Here is a 15,421-nt window from a genome sequence, read left to right on the forward strand (position 1 = left end):
AAGTACTAGTCTTTTATAGTAATCCATACCGGGCAGTGATCACTCGTCTTTTCCCATCCTCTCACTTCCTTGTCTACTCCGCCGGCAATCAATCTTTTCTCTACATCCGGACTTACCAGAAAATGATCAATTCTTAATCCGGCATTTCTGCCATAGGCATTGCGGAAATAATCGTAGAAGGTATATATCGTTTCATCCGGATACATTTTCCGGAGCGCATCTGTCCACCCCTGTGCCTTCAGCTCTTCAAAAGCTTCGCGGGTCTGCGGCAGAAAGAGCGCGTCATTGACCCAGCTGGCAGGCTTATATACATCTTTCTCTGTTGGTATCACATTATAATCCCCGAGAATGATAACCGGCCGGCCACTGTTTATTAAATCCTGTGCATGTGCATGCAGGCGTTTGAACCAACCTAACTTATATTCATACTTCGGACCGGGCGCCGGGTTGCCATTGGGCAGATACAAACAGGCAATGGTAATACCATTTACAACGGCCTCTATATACCGGCTGTGCAGGTCTTCGGGATCTCCCGGCAATGCGCGTCTTACTTCTTCCGGTTTACCCACTTTTGACAGGATAGCTACGCCATTCCAGCTCTTCTGTCCATGCCAGATAGCAGTATACCCGGCTTCAAGGATAGCTTCTTCGGGAAACTTTTCCTGTGGTGCTTTTAATTCCTGCAAACATGCCACATCCGGTGATGTTTCTTTCAACCAGCGAAGTAATACTGCCAGATGGCCATTTACCCCATTCACATTATAAGTAGCTATTTTCATTTTCCTATTTTTCGTATGACTTTTGCAGACCTGATAATGGTAGCATGAAATACCCATGTGATCAGCATTCCGATTACACAACCTGCGAGTACACCACCTGCTCTCTCCAATGCCACATCCCAGAAATGCCTGCCTGATTCATGCATGGTAATGATCAGTACTGCAATCGCAGCGGAGCGGGTAGCTGGCTGTAACTTCAGCAGTTCGCAGGCAATTATGGACAGGGTAATTCCTACACAGATCATCAACAGGTTCACCGGGTGAATAAAAAAGATGACGAGACCGATGGCAGCGCCTACCAGGTTAGCTTTGATACGGGTCTTTGCCAGTGTCATGGCATCCTTTCTGTCAGGCGCCAATACCAGTATAATAGATATCAGGCACCAGGCCCCGATAGTGGGATACAATGTATACAGGTAAAATCCAATCGCCGTGCCTGCTAAACATTGCGCAATGTAAAGCAACAAGCTCCGTAGTCGCTGCGTCATCTCCATGCGTGCAAAGGTAATTAATAGTATAAAAACCTCCGCATGCCTGCAAGGAAACGGAGCTGCTGATCATTATATAAATAATCAAACCCAAATCTCATTCCCGGTAAAGTTTCGTCATGCAAAATAAGGAAACGCAGAAAGACTCCGGCATTCTTAACACACCGGCTAAAATAAAAAAACTACCGCAACTTCCTGCTGATAGCCTCCTTATCAGCCGCCGTTACCGCCAGTGACAATGCCTTCCGGAAGTGCACCATGGCCTTCGTACGATCCAGCGGTGTATACAGGTGGCCCAACAGGGCATAGTAAAAATGATTATCCGTCAATGGCAACAATGCAGCCGCTTCTATCGCTGCTGCATTTCCATTTACTTTTGCTAATGCATAAATCCTGTTCAGTGCAGCTATCGGAGACGGCTCTACCCGCACCAGCTGATCGTATAAATACAGGATCTGCACCCACTTCTCCCGGCTATCTTCCTTATGCGTATGCCAGTAGGCAATACCTGCTTCCAGGTGATACTTCGTCAATATCCCGCCACTCGCAGCCTCGTTTAAATAATACGTTCCCTTTACGATCAGTTCCTGGTTCCACAGGCTGGTATCCTGCTCATCATACAGGATCATGCCCCCCTGTTGATCTGCCCGGGCTTCAAACCGCGATGCATGAAAACACATCAATGACAGCAACGCATTGACCGCAGGTAAGGCCGCAGGCGGATGAGATACCAATAAATAGGTCAGCCGCATCGCCTCCAGGCAAAGGTCTTTTCTTAAAGTCGTATCCTGCGAGGTAGAATAATACCCTTCGCTGAACAACAGGTATAAAGTAGTCAATACCGTATCCAAACGGCTATTCACTGCCCCGGCGGAAGGAGGGGTAATAGGGATCTGGTCTGCTTTCAGCTTTTCCTTTGCCCTTTGCAGGCGTTTGTAAATGACATCTTTATTGGTCAGAAAGGCATCCGCTATTTCCTGTGCACCAAAACCACACAGGAGATTCAATGCCAACGCGACCTGTGACTCCTCCGGTATACCCGGGTGACAGACGGTAAAGATCATCGCCAGCTGACTATCATGAATACGCTGATCAGACAGATCTATATCCATTTCTGTCATCTCATGGCTGGATTTCGCTATCTCCGGACGTATCTTTCTCGAAAATAAATGATCTCTCTTCAGGTGGTTCAGCGTCTTTCGCTTTGCCACGGTATACAGCCATGCCACAGGATTTGGAGGAATACCCTGCTGGCTCCACAACTCAGTTGCAGATAGAAACGTATCACTCACTATATCTTCTGCAATTTCAATATGAGCGATACCAAATAGCTGACAGAGTACAGCAATGATCTTCCTGTACTCTGTCCTGAATAAATAGGGAAGCAACGCCTGATCTTCCATTACGCTTCTTTCATTAGCATACGTACTTCAACAGAGCCGTTCCAGGGCGCATTTAATACAGGGCAGTCTTTCCCTATCTCAGTAGCCGCCTGCAGATCTGTCGCCCTGATGACCACAAACCCACCAATGGCTTCCTTGATATCGGGGTAAGGACCATCTGTTACAATCTTACCCGCTTTGATCACAGCCCCTTCCGGTTGAAGACGGTTTCCATGACTTACCAGCGCACCATCAGCCGCCAACTTCTCCAGCCATACCTGCCATGGTTTGATGCTCGCCTGTAAGGCCGCGGGAGAAGGTTGTGCTTCTTTGGAATTATCTCTTCTGAAGATCAATAAAAACTCGTTCATAGTATTAATGTTTTTCGGCAAACATGCCAACTTTATAACTGCCTACCGGCAATGGTGATCCAAATGCAATATTCAACCGGTTGTAACTGTTGATGGCAACAATAGCGATGGCCAGGTCTACCAGCTCTCCTTCTGAAAATTGTGCCGCCGCTGCATTGTACACCTCATCAGGCACTTCCCCATGTTCTACTTTAGTCAGCGCTTCTGCAAAAGCCAGTGCTGCACGCTCCCTCTCTGAATAGAAAGCAGCTTCTCTCCACGCATTCATTACATACAACCGATGCTCCTGCTCTCCCATGGCACGCAGTTCCTTACTATGCATATCCAGGCAAAAAGCACAACCATTGATCTGAGATACCCGAAAATAAAGCAATTCTAACAAGGATTTGTCAAGTACAGATTCTGCGAGATACGGTGCGAACCCACTTAAAGCTTTCATCGGATTGCTGGCCTGCTGGAAATAATTAAGTCTTGTTTTCATGATTTGTGATTTTGCCCTTATGACAACCGGGATATTCTGAATTGGACAAAATCAATACATATTTATTTTATAAATTTGTAATCCAATATATCCTATGAAAAAAAGTCCGTTTATCATCCTTATCTGCCTGTTTGCTTTTTTTAACGGCCAGGCCCAGCATTTTACCCATGGATTAGGAATCAGCCTGATGCATGATGAAACCAGATTTTCCAGGCAGCATCCCTACTTTGCCCTCGCATATACCCCTGGCTTTACATTTATGGAAAACAAAAAATACGCGTTTTCAATCAATGCGCCATTGCGCGTGGGTTATGCCAGCTATTATTATAATGCCACTTACGGGAATGCGGTAGTGAGCGATGACTGGACAAGTTACATCGTTCAGTTACCCTTCATGTTCAATTTTAATTATGGCGCAGGGTCTTCCCAAAAATCACGTAACCGGGTTGGATTTTATGGCGGAGCAGGATATGGTATACAATACAGAACTTACCAGGAAACCTACATAGATACTTACAATAACACCAGGATAACCGGCGACTCGACTGAATTTTCGACCGGTGTAGCCCTCAATGGCGGTGTTAGATTTGCTGTCGGCAGGTCTTACCGGAGAAGAAATATAGAAGTTGGATTAGCTTATGTAGCAGGTATTACGGGAGTCACACACCAGCTTTTCAACGTGCATGCGCTCTTCAATTTCTGACGATCATGGCTTGACCGACAGCTATGAAAAACGAATTTTATCCCACAATTTGTTGGACACTACCTGTTCAATCACCTGTTCCCTGTAGTTCCTGCTGATGGGAATCCGGTGTTGTTGTATAAAGATCTCATTTCCTTCAATCGCCTCTATTTTATTGATGGCTACAATGTAGGATTTGTGTACCCTGATAAAGGCCTGGCTATCGAGGTTCTGTTCCAGGTTTTTCAGGTACAGCAATGTTACATATTTCCCTTTTACGGTGTAAATAGTAATGTAGTTCTGCATACCTTCTACATACAGGATATCTTCAAAATGGATCTTTTCATATTTGCTGCCACACTTGATAAAGAAATAGTCGGTGGTAGCCTCTGCCTTTTGCACCGTAGCCCTGTTCACCAGCTGGTGGTACTCCCTGGCCTTGCTCACCGCCTTGAAGAACCGGTCAAAGGTGATCGGTTTTAAGAGGTAGTCCATCACGTTCAGCTGAAAGCCTTCCAGTGCATAACTGGGATAGGCAGTGGTGATAATCACCATAGGTGGTTTCTGAATGATCTTCAGGAAATCGATACCATTCATTTTAGGCATTTGAATATCCAGGAAGATCAGGTCAACGGCATGCTGATCCATTAGTTTCATGAGCGCCACGGGGTTTTCACAGGTATCTACCAGGTGGAGAAAATCTATTTCTTTCACATAATCGGCCATTCCTTCACGGGCCAGTGGTTCATCATCTATGATTACACAGTTTAACATCTGTTTCAGGCGATTTTATGCATGATGGGTGCGCTTTGCAATACAGACAATTGTAACGTGAGCCGGATGGAAAAAGAGGAGCTATTACTGTTTACAGCCAGTTCATACTGACCGGGATACATGAGGTCCAGCCGGCGGCGTACATTTTTCAACCCGATTCCTCCGTAATGCATCACTTTTTGCTCTTCTGTAATACCAGCGATACTATTCGATACTGCCAGTTTTAAATCCTGCCCGTCGATCTGCAGGTCTATCTGTATCCAGTTAGGCTGATCTGCCTGCTTTGAGACGTGCTTAAAGGCGTTTTCCACAAAAGTCATTAATATAAAGGGAGCGATCCCCAACCTGGTATCGTACAATACAGGTAACTGGATATCAACCTCTACATTGGCATTCTGCCTTAACCGCTCCAGTTCAATTCCATTTTCAAGGTAAGCAATTTCTTTATTCAGCAGGATCTGCCTGTCATTACACTCATATAACTGGTGGCGCAGCAGATCAGAGAATTTCGCCAGCGAGGCGGAGGCAATGTCCGGGTTCTTATGGATAAGGAAAAAGATAGAATTGATGGTATTGAATAGGAAGTGAGGATTAAACTGGTACTTCAGGTAGTTCAATTCTGTTTCCAGTTTCTCCTTTTCCAGCATTTGTTCCCTTCGTTGAGTTTGCAGCCAGCTCCTGCCGAGTTTGATGCTCATGGCAAGTGTCATGGCAGCAACGGTGCTGGGAAGGGAATTGGCCAGTATGATGCTCAGGAAACTATCTGTATGAAATAATTCTTTAACAGTGGTACCTGCCAGTGAAGCGGTCAGGTAATATCCCGGTACGATGCACCCCGCAGTCAACAACGTAGTCGCTACCAATAGCACTACATACGTGGAATATTTGCCTCTTTCAAAATAACGGGGCAGCAGGTAATACAAGTTAAAATACACCGCCAGCGTTTCCCAAAAAACGTACGTGAAATATTTGAGAAATAAAGTCGTGGAAAAAATGGTCACAGCCGCTTTTATGGGATTGCCAAAGGCCACTGCCCACCAGATGTATTGGTACAACATCCAGAAGGGAATGTGATAAAGCTTGTATTTGTAAAACCACTTCGGCATCATACTGAAGTTACGCAAAAGGAAGGGAATCGGGTAAGGCTGCTATATGAACGACATGAAATAATTGACGAAATACATAAAGGTTTGCAGAAGGCCACTAACCATCATCAGTTTATAAACTGATTCCGTCTGGCACAATTCCTGTATTACTAACTGTAAAAATATAGAACTATGGATATAATTATTCAATCTCTCGGATTTAAAGCCAGCAATGCACTTGAGTCATATATCCGTGAAAAGCTGAACACGTTAAAAACAGACAAGATCGTACGTGCAAACGTTACTTTATATAAAGGCCCGGATAGTACGCCTGAGAATAACTACTGCGAAATCAGGCTGGAAGTGCCGGGACAAGATCATTTTGTAAAGAAAGTAAGTCCTCATTTTGAACCTGCGGTAAATGAATGTGTGGATGTACTGCAGGCCCAGATCGCAAAGGTCAGGGGTAGAAAAGAGGACGGCTACAGGCACCAGGATAAGTCAAATATCCAGGATGTACTGATGCAGGAGGACAGTGACAACAATGAAGACGTAGAATTAGAAGATGTAGTGAAATAGTGTGTTTTTCTTTCTATGAAGGGGTGGTAAAAGGTATCTTTTACCACCCCTTTTTTTATAACTTCAGCATTCCATTTTTCCCGGTTTCTCATAACTTAATGTTATAACCCATTACTATTAGCGATTTTCATTTGCCAGCACAACAGCAGACCTTTGTGTGCATTATGGAAACGATGAATAAAACATTTTTAGACCGGACCGTAAGTCTCACGACAAGAGAAGTCATTTTTTTACTGGCATTCGTATGCTGTCTTACACCTCTTATTACGCCACCTATTGCATTATTGATGGGACTCGTAATCGCCCAGTTTGTCGGGCATCCGTACTTACATTTAAATCACAAGGCCACCCATTTGTTACTACAGATCTCAGTCGTAGGCCTGGGCTTTGGCATGAATGTAACGAGTGCTGTACACGCGGGTAGCCAGGGATTGTTGTTTACTATAGCCTCTATCATCGGTACATTGTTCTTCGGTTACCTGTTTGGCAAATTGTTAAAAATAGACAGGAAAACTTCTTATTTAATTTCTGCCGGTACGGCTATCTGTGGAGGAAGTGCCATAGCAGCCATCTCTCCCGTAATCAAAGCAGAAGAAAAACAGATCTCTGTCGCACTCGGAACGATCTTTATCCTGAACTCCCTGGCCTTATTTATATTTCCTGTTGTCGGACATTTGCTCAATCTTTCACAGACACAGTTTGGCTTGTGGAGTGCGATCGCAATACATGACACCAGTTCTGTAGTTGGGGCTGCCAGTAAATATGGTACAGAAGCATTGCAGGTGGCAACAACCGTCAAACTGGCGAGGGCATTGTGGATCATCCCGCTTTCTTTGCTGAGCAGTTTTGATAAAAAGAAAGTTAAAATTCCGGTCTTTATCGGGTTCTTTATAGTAGCAATGATATTGAATACATATGTACCATTGGTGCAACAATTTGGGCATTATGTGGTAGATATTTCCAAGGCGGGATTAACGCTGACATTGTTCTTAATTGGCTGTGGATTGAATGCAAAAGTGCTCAAAGCAGTTGGCATCCGGCCATTTATCCAGGGCATCCTACTATGGGTGATCATCGCAGGAGCTGCACTCTGGTCTATCATCACACTGGCCTGAGATCACCTGAAATGACTTCTATCACATCAGGTATCATATGGCTGAAAAAAGCGCTTTATTTTAAAAATGCACCAAAAAGAAGCTGTCCGGATGATTTGACGTGCCTCCTAAAAGTTAGACACTTTTAGGAGGCACGCCATTGAGAAGGCTTCTTTTTTATATCATAACATCCGCTACCAGCCGGGATTCCCAAAGCGGGAATAAACGTCCTGAAAGGCAGGGATATTCTTATTTCTTCTGGTCCTTATCAATTTTATCCAACATGGCTTTCAGGGGATTTATCTTGCTGAAGACATGGCTCAAATCGCTGGGGGCCAATGAGGCGCCATGGTGACAGGTAAAGCAGGTGAAGCTGGTGGATTGGAAGTAGGTTTCCATCGTACTGTTAGCCAGGAGGCTGGTACCAATGGCCAGCCCGGAAATGGAATCTCTTGGATTATAGACATTTCCATTGGGTATTGAGCCCCCTGATGTCCATACGGCGCCAATGAATACGTAGTTTTTCCTGATGTCAGCACCCGGTATGAGGCCCATGACCGCGTTGTTGATAGCGATAATTTCAGTGTTGGATGCGGAGGCGCTGGTATCCTGCTGGTTGGGGATGGAATCCATTGCCGCACCGAATGGAAAGAGGCGTTGCGTATTGCTGGGTGCTATACCAATTTTGGAATTTGCTGCTACCAGGTTTTGTGTAGTTGGGTCGTAGTTAATATAGTTAACGTTATAGGGTGTATCAGCTGCATTGCTGTTAAAGAGCCAGCGGCCTTTATCTGCAGCAACTGTCTTCACCTGGCCTTTGGTATCGAGATACTGATAGGCAGCATTCGGTGTATTACTGTGATGTTCAAATGTTGCCCATATCATCTCGGGGTGGCCCGCTGCACTGCCGACAATATGTATACCTACCAATGCCAGCTTTGCCTTTTTTTGTCCGGACGGTTTCCATAGTGTGTCAGAAGAGGCGGTATATGTGGGGATCATAGCATCCATCAGGAAATAGTCCTGTGGATTAGCCAGGCTGTCTGCTATCACCCAGGATGTTTTCAGTTCCATGGTCAGCGCATTTGAGTCGGTAGGTACAGGATAGCCATGTGCCTTTGCATAATTTACAATACAGGTCCTTGCTGCTGCAGTGGTAGGAAATTGCAGGCTGGAGATGCTGTCGTTCTTGAAATTTGGATCTTTGACAGCTGTGAGGTAATAAGCATACATGTCATTTACCATGGTGATGTAATACACCAGGGAATTGTTCTGCGCGATCAGGGCATTCAGTGTAGCCTGTGTCACTTCTGCTTCTAATTTCACTTCTTTGTTGCCCATATCCAAGACCACGGTGCCTGTGGGTGTCTGAAATGCATGGAGTACCCTATCAGGATTGTGTAATTTCGTAACGATCTGCGCCTGTTCGATCTTATTACCGGCTTTGTCCATAAGCAGCACCTGTGCATTCGCAGTCTTTTCTACCTTGCCCAGTTCTATTAGTTTACCGGCTTTGTTTTTAAACACCACCTTCTCGCCGGCCTTATGGACCATGACTTCGAACAGACGGCCTTGTTTGTCCCTGAAAACGGGCAGCCTGTTTGGTCCGTTCTTATCAAGGCTGCTATTCGCTGTTGGAATGATGCCAGCGATATGTCGCTGCATCTGTAAATTACCTGCCGAATCGGACACTACATCGAAGAATACCGGGGAAGCCATTACTGAACCGCCATACTGCGCAGAAGAGGAAGTGAGCCACAGGAACATACGTTCTGACCATTGATAGAAATCACAGTTGTCCTGATGTGGAAAGGTGACACTATTAGCGGGTGTAACCGCGCCGTTTTCACTGGCTTGACCGCTTTGAAACCAGGTATTAAATGAATCTTTCGAAATAGTGCAGGTGGCCATCGCATCCTGGGGGAGTGTGATGCGGGAGTAGGGACCGTTTCCGGTTGCACTTTCTGTGGTCTTGTTGTTATGACTACTGTTGCAGGCGCCCAGCCAGGTGAGGGTCACAGCTGCCATGAGGGAAATACCAATAAGTAGGGGCTTTTTCATGTTGTGCGTTTTTTTTAACGTGTGATGATATGTGGAATTGATTCTGAACTGAGATAATGACAACAGCTAATCCGGCTACACGAATGGATAGGATAAATAAATAATAAGGGGTGTTACTTGTTATTTGAGTGATGTTCTATTTGGGATTTGTTAAGGATATCTTCTTTATTTGAGTTGTAGTAACAGGCGTAAATATAGTATATATCATATTAAAAGACCAATATTTTTTTAATGATCTTTGACTTTCATTCCGGCACAATGCCGGTAAAAAAGAGAAGGAGGTGCCTCACCTACTTTTTGAGCCACCTCCTTTCTCTTGTGAAAAAACACGCATTCCATTTTGTCAACGCCCCTTCCACAAATACTGTATGTTATTATTCAAAAACAGGTTGTTCCGGTAATGTATATTTCTTACCCGCATTTACCTTCTTCAGGTAATCCATCAACACACTAAAATAGGCCACCATTGGTTTGGCGCTCATGTCTGTATGCAGATCATCCCTGAGCTGTTGCCGCCAGTCAATACTGGCACCCGGGCTCATTACTTTTTTCAGGAAATCGCCCACCGCTTTATTCCCCCAATAATTAGTGGCATGCGGATCCTGGTGCAGGATGCTATCCGCAATATGCTGATGAAACTGGAATACCAGCACGCTTGCAATTGAATAGTCGTAGTACTGGGCAGGATCATCATTGATATGGGTTTTAGTCGCCGCATCGCAGTACTCTTCTCCCCTTTCCGTAGGCGGTACAATTCCCTGGAATTGTTTCACCAGCTTCCACCACTGCTGGTTGTACTGATCTTTCGGCAATTTCTTCGCATAAAGGTTGTACTCAAACTCCGTCATCACACCACTGCTCCACGGCAGGCTAACTACATAGCTCAACGCTTCTTTCAACAACTTGAGTGTATCATTGGTAGTGGTCCCTGCAGGAATAAGATGCAGGTTCTCAAGAAATGGCTTTTGCAGGGAGGCTAATCCCATCATCGTACCAAATGCTTCATGGAAGCCCCTGTTTGCACCGCTTCTCAGTATCACCGGAATCTCCGGGCGGCTGTAAGACATATAATAGTAGATGTGTCCAAATTCATGTAAGACCGTACTCCAGTAATCGGTCGTCGGGGTGATGCTTTCAAGCGAGCGAACATCATTTGCGAGATCCATATGCCATGCAGAAGCATGGTTATTCTTGGTGAATGGACTATCGGCCGGCACCGGGTAGAGGCTACTCTTCTCCCAGAAAACAGGTGGCAGCGCATCGAACCCGATACTCTTATAGAACGCTTCGCTTTGATGGGCCATCCATTCAGCACCATGTACTCTCAGGATAGAATCAATGCTCAGGCCTTTTACATCTACCAGGGAAGACCAATCCTGGCCCCAGCGGTTAGGTAACCAATCCGCAGGAATATAATCCGGAACAGGTTGTTTATAGCGCGCGGCAAGTGTATAACGCGCCCAGGTATGCAGTTCCCTGTAGAGGGGCCATATTTCAGTCACGAACTGGCGGGTCAGTTTGATGATCTCATCCTCACTCATGCCATACTCACGGGCGTTGTAATCGAAGAAATCTTTATAACCCAGTGGGGTCACCGATGCGTTGCGCAGGTATTGAAGAGAGTCGAGACCTGCTTTCAGGGTCTTACCCACTTCTTTGCTGGCAGTCCAGGCTTTTCTTCTTTCCTGTAAGTTATCGGAAGATTCAAGTATTTCATCAATGCGACCGGTAGTAACGGGTTTACCATCGATCGTAAACTTGAACCCATAAAGTGCAGATAATTGCTTGTTAGTCGTACTGATACGACGGGTCACGATATCGCCGGCAGTAGCAGGGTTATTGCCTGCGTTGAAAAGGATCACTTCGAACTGCCTTACCTGCAGCGGGGTGAGTTGATCTTTGAGTTGCAGGTATTTTTGAGCAGAGTCGATGTTTGCCTTACTACCCGTAAATTCCGCTGTTACCTTATCGGCTGCATCTGCCAGTTGCTGGCTGATGGTATCGCCTTTTACGATGCGGGTGTTCAGCGTCCATTGCGCCAGGTTGTCTTTGTAAATAAGGTCCTGGTATTCTTTATTGTAGCCGTCCAGGTAGGTTTGCGCCTGTTGCCGGGTAAGCTGGTTCTTACTGCTGTCGGAAGATTGACAGGCCGCCAGCGATAGCAGGGCACCTGTAGCGACAAGGGTAATACGATTCATAAAGGTTAGATTTTGCCAGGTGAATGTAGGCAAAAATATTGTGTTCATAGAATAGCGGAGTGGCAACGGAATGAACATTCCCGGTCATGCAGCGTTCACAACCAGCCGATTGGGAACACCATCAAAAACGCTGTACCAGGTACTCCTCCTCCAGGTCCAACTGTGCCAGGTGCTTCCTGATGATCTCCTCATCTATACTATCCTTCTTGTTCATCTTCCGCAGGATACCCCGCTGCTCATTGATCAGGTCCGTCAATATCACCCGGTACCTCCCGATCTTATGCGACACCGCCTCGTCCCCCTCTTCAGAAGCAATATAATTCTGCGCAAACGTTACATCCCCTTCCAGCCTTGCTTTCAAAGACACGAGCAAGTCATTGCCCGCAATCTCCGCTCCATACTTGTTGTTCAACAGGTCCAACGCATACGACGCCATCTTCTTCCGCATGATCGCTTCCTGTTCATGCTCCGGCATAAAGAACCGGTCCTCGCCCAGCTTCATCCATTTCACGACCAATGGCAACGTCACTCCCTGAAACACCAGCGTGATCAAAATAACCATAAACGTTATAAACAGGATCAGGTCTCTCTTGGGAAACGCATGGTGCTTATCCATCATCAAAGGAATAGATAATGCAGATGCCAGCGAGACCACCCCTCTCATCCCTGCCCAGCCAAACACAAAGGGTAACCGCCACCCCGGATTATTATCCGCCGTCCTGATATACCTGCTCACCAGCCGCGTAAACAACGACGCCCCCATGGTACACAACAAACGCATGATTATTACTACAAGTGTGATGATCAGTCCATACTTAATCGCACTCCAAAAAGAGACCTCTCCCAGCTGCCGCACAATCACCGGCAACTCCAGCCCTATCAGCAGGAAGATAATTCCATTCAATACAAACCCTATGGTGGACCATACATTTACCCCCCTGATCCGGCTCAGGTGAGTGAGGAAATGATGGCTCTTGTTCGACATGAACAAACCACCTGTTACCACTGCCAATACCCCGGAAAAATGCATACTTTCTGCAGAGATATACATGACATAAGGCGCTACAAATGTCAGTACCGTATCCATACTCGCATTCGTGGGCAACCAGCGATGAATGGCATAAAAGATCATTCCTATCGCCAGACCGATTAAGATACCCATTGAAATCACCAGGAAGAAACTCGTCACCGCCTCATGAAATACAAATTTCCCCGTCGTCACAGCCACCAGTGCAAACCGGAATACAATCAAACTGGACGCATCATTCAACAGACTCTCTCCTTCTAATATATTGACTAACGACTTGGGCACTTTGATCTCTTTCAATACCGTGGTAGCAGCCACTGCATCCGGCGGGGAAATGATCCCTCCCAGCAAAAAACCCAATGCGAGCGTAAACCCCGGAATCAGGTTACTGGATACAAGGGCAATCACGCCAGATGTCAATATCACAATTAAAAAAGCGAATGAACTCACAATCCGCCGCCAGCGCCACAGTTCCTTCCAACTGGTTTGCCACGCCGCTTCATATAATAAAGGAGGAAGAAAGATCAGGAAGATCAGTTCCGGATCAATGCTGATCTGGGGCAGTCCGGGAATGAAGCTGATGGCCAGCCCCCCGATCACCAATACGATAGGGTATGAGATCTTTAACCGCCCGGCGAGCATCACTAAAAAAAGAATGACTAATAGAATTCCAATATAGACCGTAAAGGTGAAATGCATATGGGCGATAGATTTTGGTATAATAGATGTCAACAACGGAAAGTGAAAAGCGGGAAAGCCCGGTATTATCTTCTTTTAATCTTATCTGAATAAACTGGGGTATTAACCTTCGGACGATTGTCTACTAGCACTAAACTTCAGACGATTGTCTACTGGCAGGGTACTAACCTTCTGACGATTGTCTACTAGCACTAAACTTCGGATGATTGCCTGCTGGCAGGTTACTAACCTTCGAACGATTATCTACTAGCACTAAACTTCGGATGATTGCCTGCTGGCAGGGTAATAACCTTCGGACGATTATCTACTAGCACTAACTTCGCGCGATTGCCTGCCGGCAGGTTACTAACTACTTTTCTTACCACTCACATATTTATTTCCTTTCACCACAAACCTGTAATCCAGTAAAGCATCCGCCCCGGCATAATCAACACCTATGCGGGGCGTTGCCACGATCCCGGCCGGTACATACCCATCGTCCGCCAGGTAAAATTCTGCTGAATATAAACTTGCCCCCGTATGCGCCTTGTCAATGCCCAATGCCTTACTCACATTCCCCGGTCCCCTCGTCAGCGTAAAATCTGCCTTCGCCTTTCCCGTTCTCTTCAACATCGTCTCAATTCCTTCCAGTGGCTCTGCAGCCCTGATCAGCACTGCCTCGGGAATATCTTTCTGATTGGTGACTATATTAAATAAGTAGTGAATTCCATAACAAAGATACACATAAGCATTTCCCGGCATTCCAAACATTACCTCCGTTCGCTGCGTACGCCGCCCGCCATATGCATGGCTCGCCTTGTCCACCACTCCCCTGTATGCCTCCGTCTCCACGATCCTCGCCGTCGTCAGCATACCATCAAACCTGGTCACGATAATCTTGCCCAATAAATCCCTCGCTATCTCCAGTACATCAGGCCGGTTGTAAAATTTCGCAGTCAGTTTTTTCATTACTATGAATATAAATAAAAATCGCCTCCCCAGCAGGAAAGGCGATCAATAAAAAATCCTTCTGGTGCTATTTCCCTGTCAAATGCTCATCCCCCTAATGCAACTTCACTTTCACTGTCTCCCCATCTTCCTTCACGTCTACAAACTCTTCCGCCCGCTCACTATGATCTACATAATAACTCTGCGGCGTATAATAATCCGTTCTTCCATAACTATTATACCCACTACCCGTATATACATTCTGCGTATACTGTGTGGAATACCCGATAATCACCTGCAGAAAATACCTGCCGGGCAACATCTTCTGGAATGAAAACCGTCCTTCCTCATCCGTCTTCGCCTCCAATCGCCAGCGATATGCCTCATCTGACATATACACAGATGTCTTCTTTCCCTCCTTTTTCTTCCTAAGCGCATACCACGCTTCAAAATAAGGCGTCACCGGAATTAAGATCACCGTAGAATTTGACGCATAGATCTTGTTGGCTAACGGTGCTTTGAATCCATAACCATTCCGGGGTTTTGTAAAAGCTCTTCCTTCGATTGTCCCTTTCCCGATTCCTAACGCTTTCTTCGCTTGCGTTGAATCAAAATACACCTCGGGGTAAATAATGTTTTTCTTTTGGGCTTTGCTGGCAAGTACACTGAGTGTCAGGACAAACAACATGACGATTCTTCTCATAAAGTACATTAGGTTTTTCTGTTTAATACAAAGTCTGTGCAAATTTACGCAGAATAAAAAAAAATATAAGCCAACCCGTTGGATGGTATTT

15 protein-coding genes are annotated in these 15,421 nt (G+C 45.7%); 3 read left to right on the plus strand and 12 right to left on the minus strand.

Features of this window, described 5'->3' with window-relative positions:
• Nucleotides 1–5: 5 nt before the first annotated feature.
• The 5 genes from xth to ABDW33_RS18855 all read right to left on the minus strand — a co-directional run bounded on the left by xth (nucleotide 6) and on the right by ABDW33_RS18855 (nucleotide 3,501).
• Nucleotides 6–779, minus strand: coding sequence for an exodeoxyribonuclease III (gene xth / locus ABDW33_RS18835; protein WP_343691635.1), 774 nt, complete (start codon nucleotides 777–779; stop codon nucleotides 6–8).
• Entirely contained in the window at nucleotides 776–1,273 is a 498-nt protein-coding gene (locus ABDW33_RS18840; protein WP_343691636.1) for an FUSC family protein, read from the minus strand. The genes xth and ABDW33_RS18840 overlap by 4 nt, the downstream gene beginning before the upstream one ends.
• A gap of 176 nt (nucleotides 1,274–1,449) precedes the next feature.
• Nucleotides 1,450–2,670 carry a sigma-70 family RNA polymerase sigma factor gene (locus ABDW33_RS18845; protein ID WP_343691637.1) on the minus strand — a complete coding sequence of 407 codons (1,221 nt, stop codon included), beginning with the start codon at nucleotides 2,668–2,670 and terminating at the stop codon, nucleotides 1,450–1,452.
• Nucleotides 2,670–3,020 (minus strand): YciI family protein, encoded by a 351-nt coding sequence (locus ABDW33_RS18850; RefSeq protein WP_343691638.1) that lies wholly within the window; start codon nucleotides 3,018–3,020, stop codon nucleotides 2,670–2,672. Before ABDW33_RS18850 ends, ABDW33_RS18845 begins: the two co-directional genes overlap by 1 nt.
• Nucleotides 3,021–3,024: 4 nt before the next feature.
• Nucleotides 3,025–3,501, minus strand: coding sequence for a carboxymuconolactone decarboxylase family protein (locus tag ABDW33_RS18855; protein WP_343691639.1), 477 nt, complete (start codon nucleotides 3,499–3,501; stop codon nucleotides 3,025–3,027).
• 94 nt (nucleotides 3,502–3,595) lie between these two features.
• Between ABDW33_RS18855 and ABDW33_RS18860 the strand changes: the two genes are divergently transcribed.
• Nucleotides 3,596–4,204, plus strand: coding sequence for a hypothetical protein (locus tag ABDW33_RS18860; RefSeq protein WP_343691640.1), 609 nt, complete (start codon nucleotides 3,596–3,598; stop codon nucleotides 4,202–4,204).
• A 21-nt stretch (nucleotides 4,205–4,225) separates the two neighbouring features.
• Here the strand turns inward: ABDW33_RS18860 and ABDW33_RS18865 are convergent, their stop codons facing one another.
• Both ABDW33_RS18865 and ABDW33_RS18870 read right to left on the minus strand, forming a co-directional pair.
• Entirely contained in the window at nucleotides 4,226–4,957 is a 732-nt protein-coding gene (locus tag ABDW33_RS18865) for a LytTR family DNA-binding domain-containing protein (protein WP_343691641.1), read from the minus strand.
• Between the two features lie 5 nt (nucleotides 4,958–4,962).
• On the minus strand, nucleotides 4,963–6,015 hold the full coding sequence (locus ABDW33_RS18870) for a histidine kinase (RefSeq protein ID WP_343691642.1): 1,053 nt from the start codon (nucleotides 6,013–6,015) through the stop codon (nucleotides 4,963–4,965).
• Between the two features lie 219 nt (nucleotides 6,016–6,234).
• On the opposite strand from ABDW33_RS18870, the gene ABDW33_RS18875 reads away from it, so the two are divergent.
• The gene (locus ABDW33_RS18875; protein ID WP_343691643.1) at nucleotides 6,235–6,621 is read left to right on the plus strand and encodes an HPF/RaiA family ribosome-associated protein; all 387 of its coding nucleotides are present in this window, start codon (nucleotides 6,235–6,237) and stop codon (nucleotides 6,619–6,621) included.
• A 173-nt stretch (nucleotides 6,622–6,794) separates the two neighbouring features.
• Nucleotides 6,795–7,736, plus strand: coding sequence for a putative sulfate exporter family transporter (locus ABDW33_RS18880; protein ID WP_343691644.1), 942 nt, complete (start codon nucleotides 6,795–6,797; stop codon nucleotides 7,734–7,736).
• A gap of 228 nt (nucleotides 7,737–7,964) precedes the next feature.
• Here the strand turns inward: ABDW33_RS18880 and ABDW33_RS18885 are convergent, their stop codons facing one another.
• From ABDW33_RS18885 to ABDW33_RS18905, 5 genes are all read right to left on the minus strand, one after another.
• Nucleotides 7,965–9,776, minus strand: coding sequence for a hypothetical protein (locus ABDW33_RS18885; protein WP_343691645.1), 1,812 nt, complete (start codon nucleotides 9,774–9,776; stop codon nucleotides 7,965–7,967).
• A 374-nt stretch (nucleotides 9,777–10,150) separates the two neighbouring features.
• Nucleotides 10,151–11,974, minus strand: coding sequence for a M2 family metallopeptidase (locus ABDW33_RS18890; protein WP_343691646.1), 1,824 nt, complete (start codon nucleotides 11,972–11,974; stop codon nucleotides 10,151–10,153).
• A 121-nt stretch (nucleotides 11,975–12,095) separates the two neighbouring features.
• Nucleotides 12,096–13,700: a Na+/H+ antiporter gene (locus ABDW33_RS18895; protein ID WP_343691647.1), complete on the minus strand. Its 1,605-nt coding sequence runs from the start codon at nucleotides 13,698–13,700 to the stop codon at nucleotides 12,096–12,098.
• Between the two features lie 345 nt (nucleotides 13,701–14,045).
• Entirely contained in the window at nucleotides 14,046–14,648 is a 603-nt protein-coding gene (locus ABDW33_RS18900; RefSeq protein WP_343691648.1) for a DNA-3-methyladenine glycosylase, read from the minus strand.
• Nucleotides 14,649–14,742: 94 nt separating this feature from the next.
• Entirely contained in the window at nucleotides 14,743–15,330 is a 588-nt protein-coding gene (locus ABDW33_RS18905) for a carboxypeptidase-like regulatory domain-containing protein (RefSeq protein WP_343691649.1), read from the minus strand.
• Nucleotides 15,331–15,421: the final 91 nt, after the last annotated feature.

This window comes from Chitinophaga sp. (assembly GCF_039596155.1).
GTDB lineage: Bacteria > Bacteroidota > Bacteroidia > Chitinophagales > Chitinophagaceae > Chitinophaga.

Coding starts and splice junctions, on each gene's coding strand:
- ABDW33_RS18905 (WP_343691649.1), bottom strand. CDS start 15,330: ATGAGAAGAATCGTCATGTTGTTTGTCCTGACACTCAGTGTACTTGCC.
- ABDW33_RS18870 (WP_343691642.1), bottom strand. CDS start 6,015: ATGTTGTACCAATACATCTGGTGGGCAGTGGCCTTTGGCAATCCCATA.
- xth (WP_343691635.1), bottom strand. CDS start 779: ATGAAAATAGCTACTTATAATGTGAATGGGGTAAATGGCCATCTGGCA.
- ABDW33_RS18895 (WP_343691647.1), bottom strand. CDS start 13,700: ATGCATTTCACCTTTACGGTCTATATTGGAATTCTATTAGTCATTCTT.
- ABDW33_RS18840 (WP_343691636.1), bottom strand. CDS start 1,273: ATGGAGATGACGCAGCGACTACGGAGCTTGTTGCTTTACATTGCGCAA.
- ABDW33_RS18860 (WP_343691640.1), top strand. CDS start 3,596: ATGAAAAAAAGTCCGTTTATCATCCTTATCTGCCTGTTTGCTTTTTTT.
- ABDW33_RS18900 (WP_343691648.1), bottom strand. CDS start 14,648: ATGAAAAAACTGACTGCGAAATTTTACAACCGGCCTGATGTACTGGAG.
- ABDW33_RS18845 (WP_343691637.1), bottom strand. CDS start 2,670: ATGGAAGATCAGGCGTTGCTTCCCTATTTATTCAGGACAGAGTACAGG.
- ABDW33_RS18880 (WP_343691644.1), top strand. CDS start 6,795: ATGAATAAAACATTTTTAGACCGGACCGTAAGTCTCACGACAAGAGAA.
- ABDW33_RS18855 (WP_343691639.1), bottom strand. CDS start 3,501: ATGAAAACAAGACTTAATTATTTCCAGCAGGCCAGCAATCCGATGAAA.
- ABDW33_RS18890 (WP_343691646.1), bottom strand. CDS start 11,974: ATGAATCGTATTACCCTTGTCGCTACAGGTGCCCTGCTATCGCTGGCG.
- ABDW33_RS18850 (WP_343691638.1), bottom strand. CDS start 3,020: ATGAACGAGTTTTTATTGATCTTCAGAAGAGATAATTCCAAAGAAGCA.
- ABDW33_RS18865 (WP_343691641.1), bottom strand. CDS start 4,957: ATGTTAAACTGTGTAATCATAGATGATGAACCACTGGCCCGTGAAGGA.
- ABDW33_RS18875 (WP_343691643.1), top strand. CDS start 6,235: ATGGATATAATTATTCAATCTCTCGGATTTAAAGCCAGCAATGCACTT.
- ABDW33_RS18885 (WP_343691645.1), bottom strand. CDS start 9,776: ATGAAAAAGCCCCTACTTATTGGTATTTCCCTCATGGCAGCTGTGACC.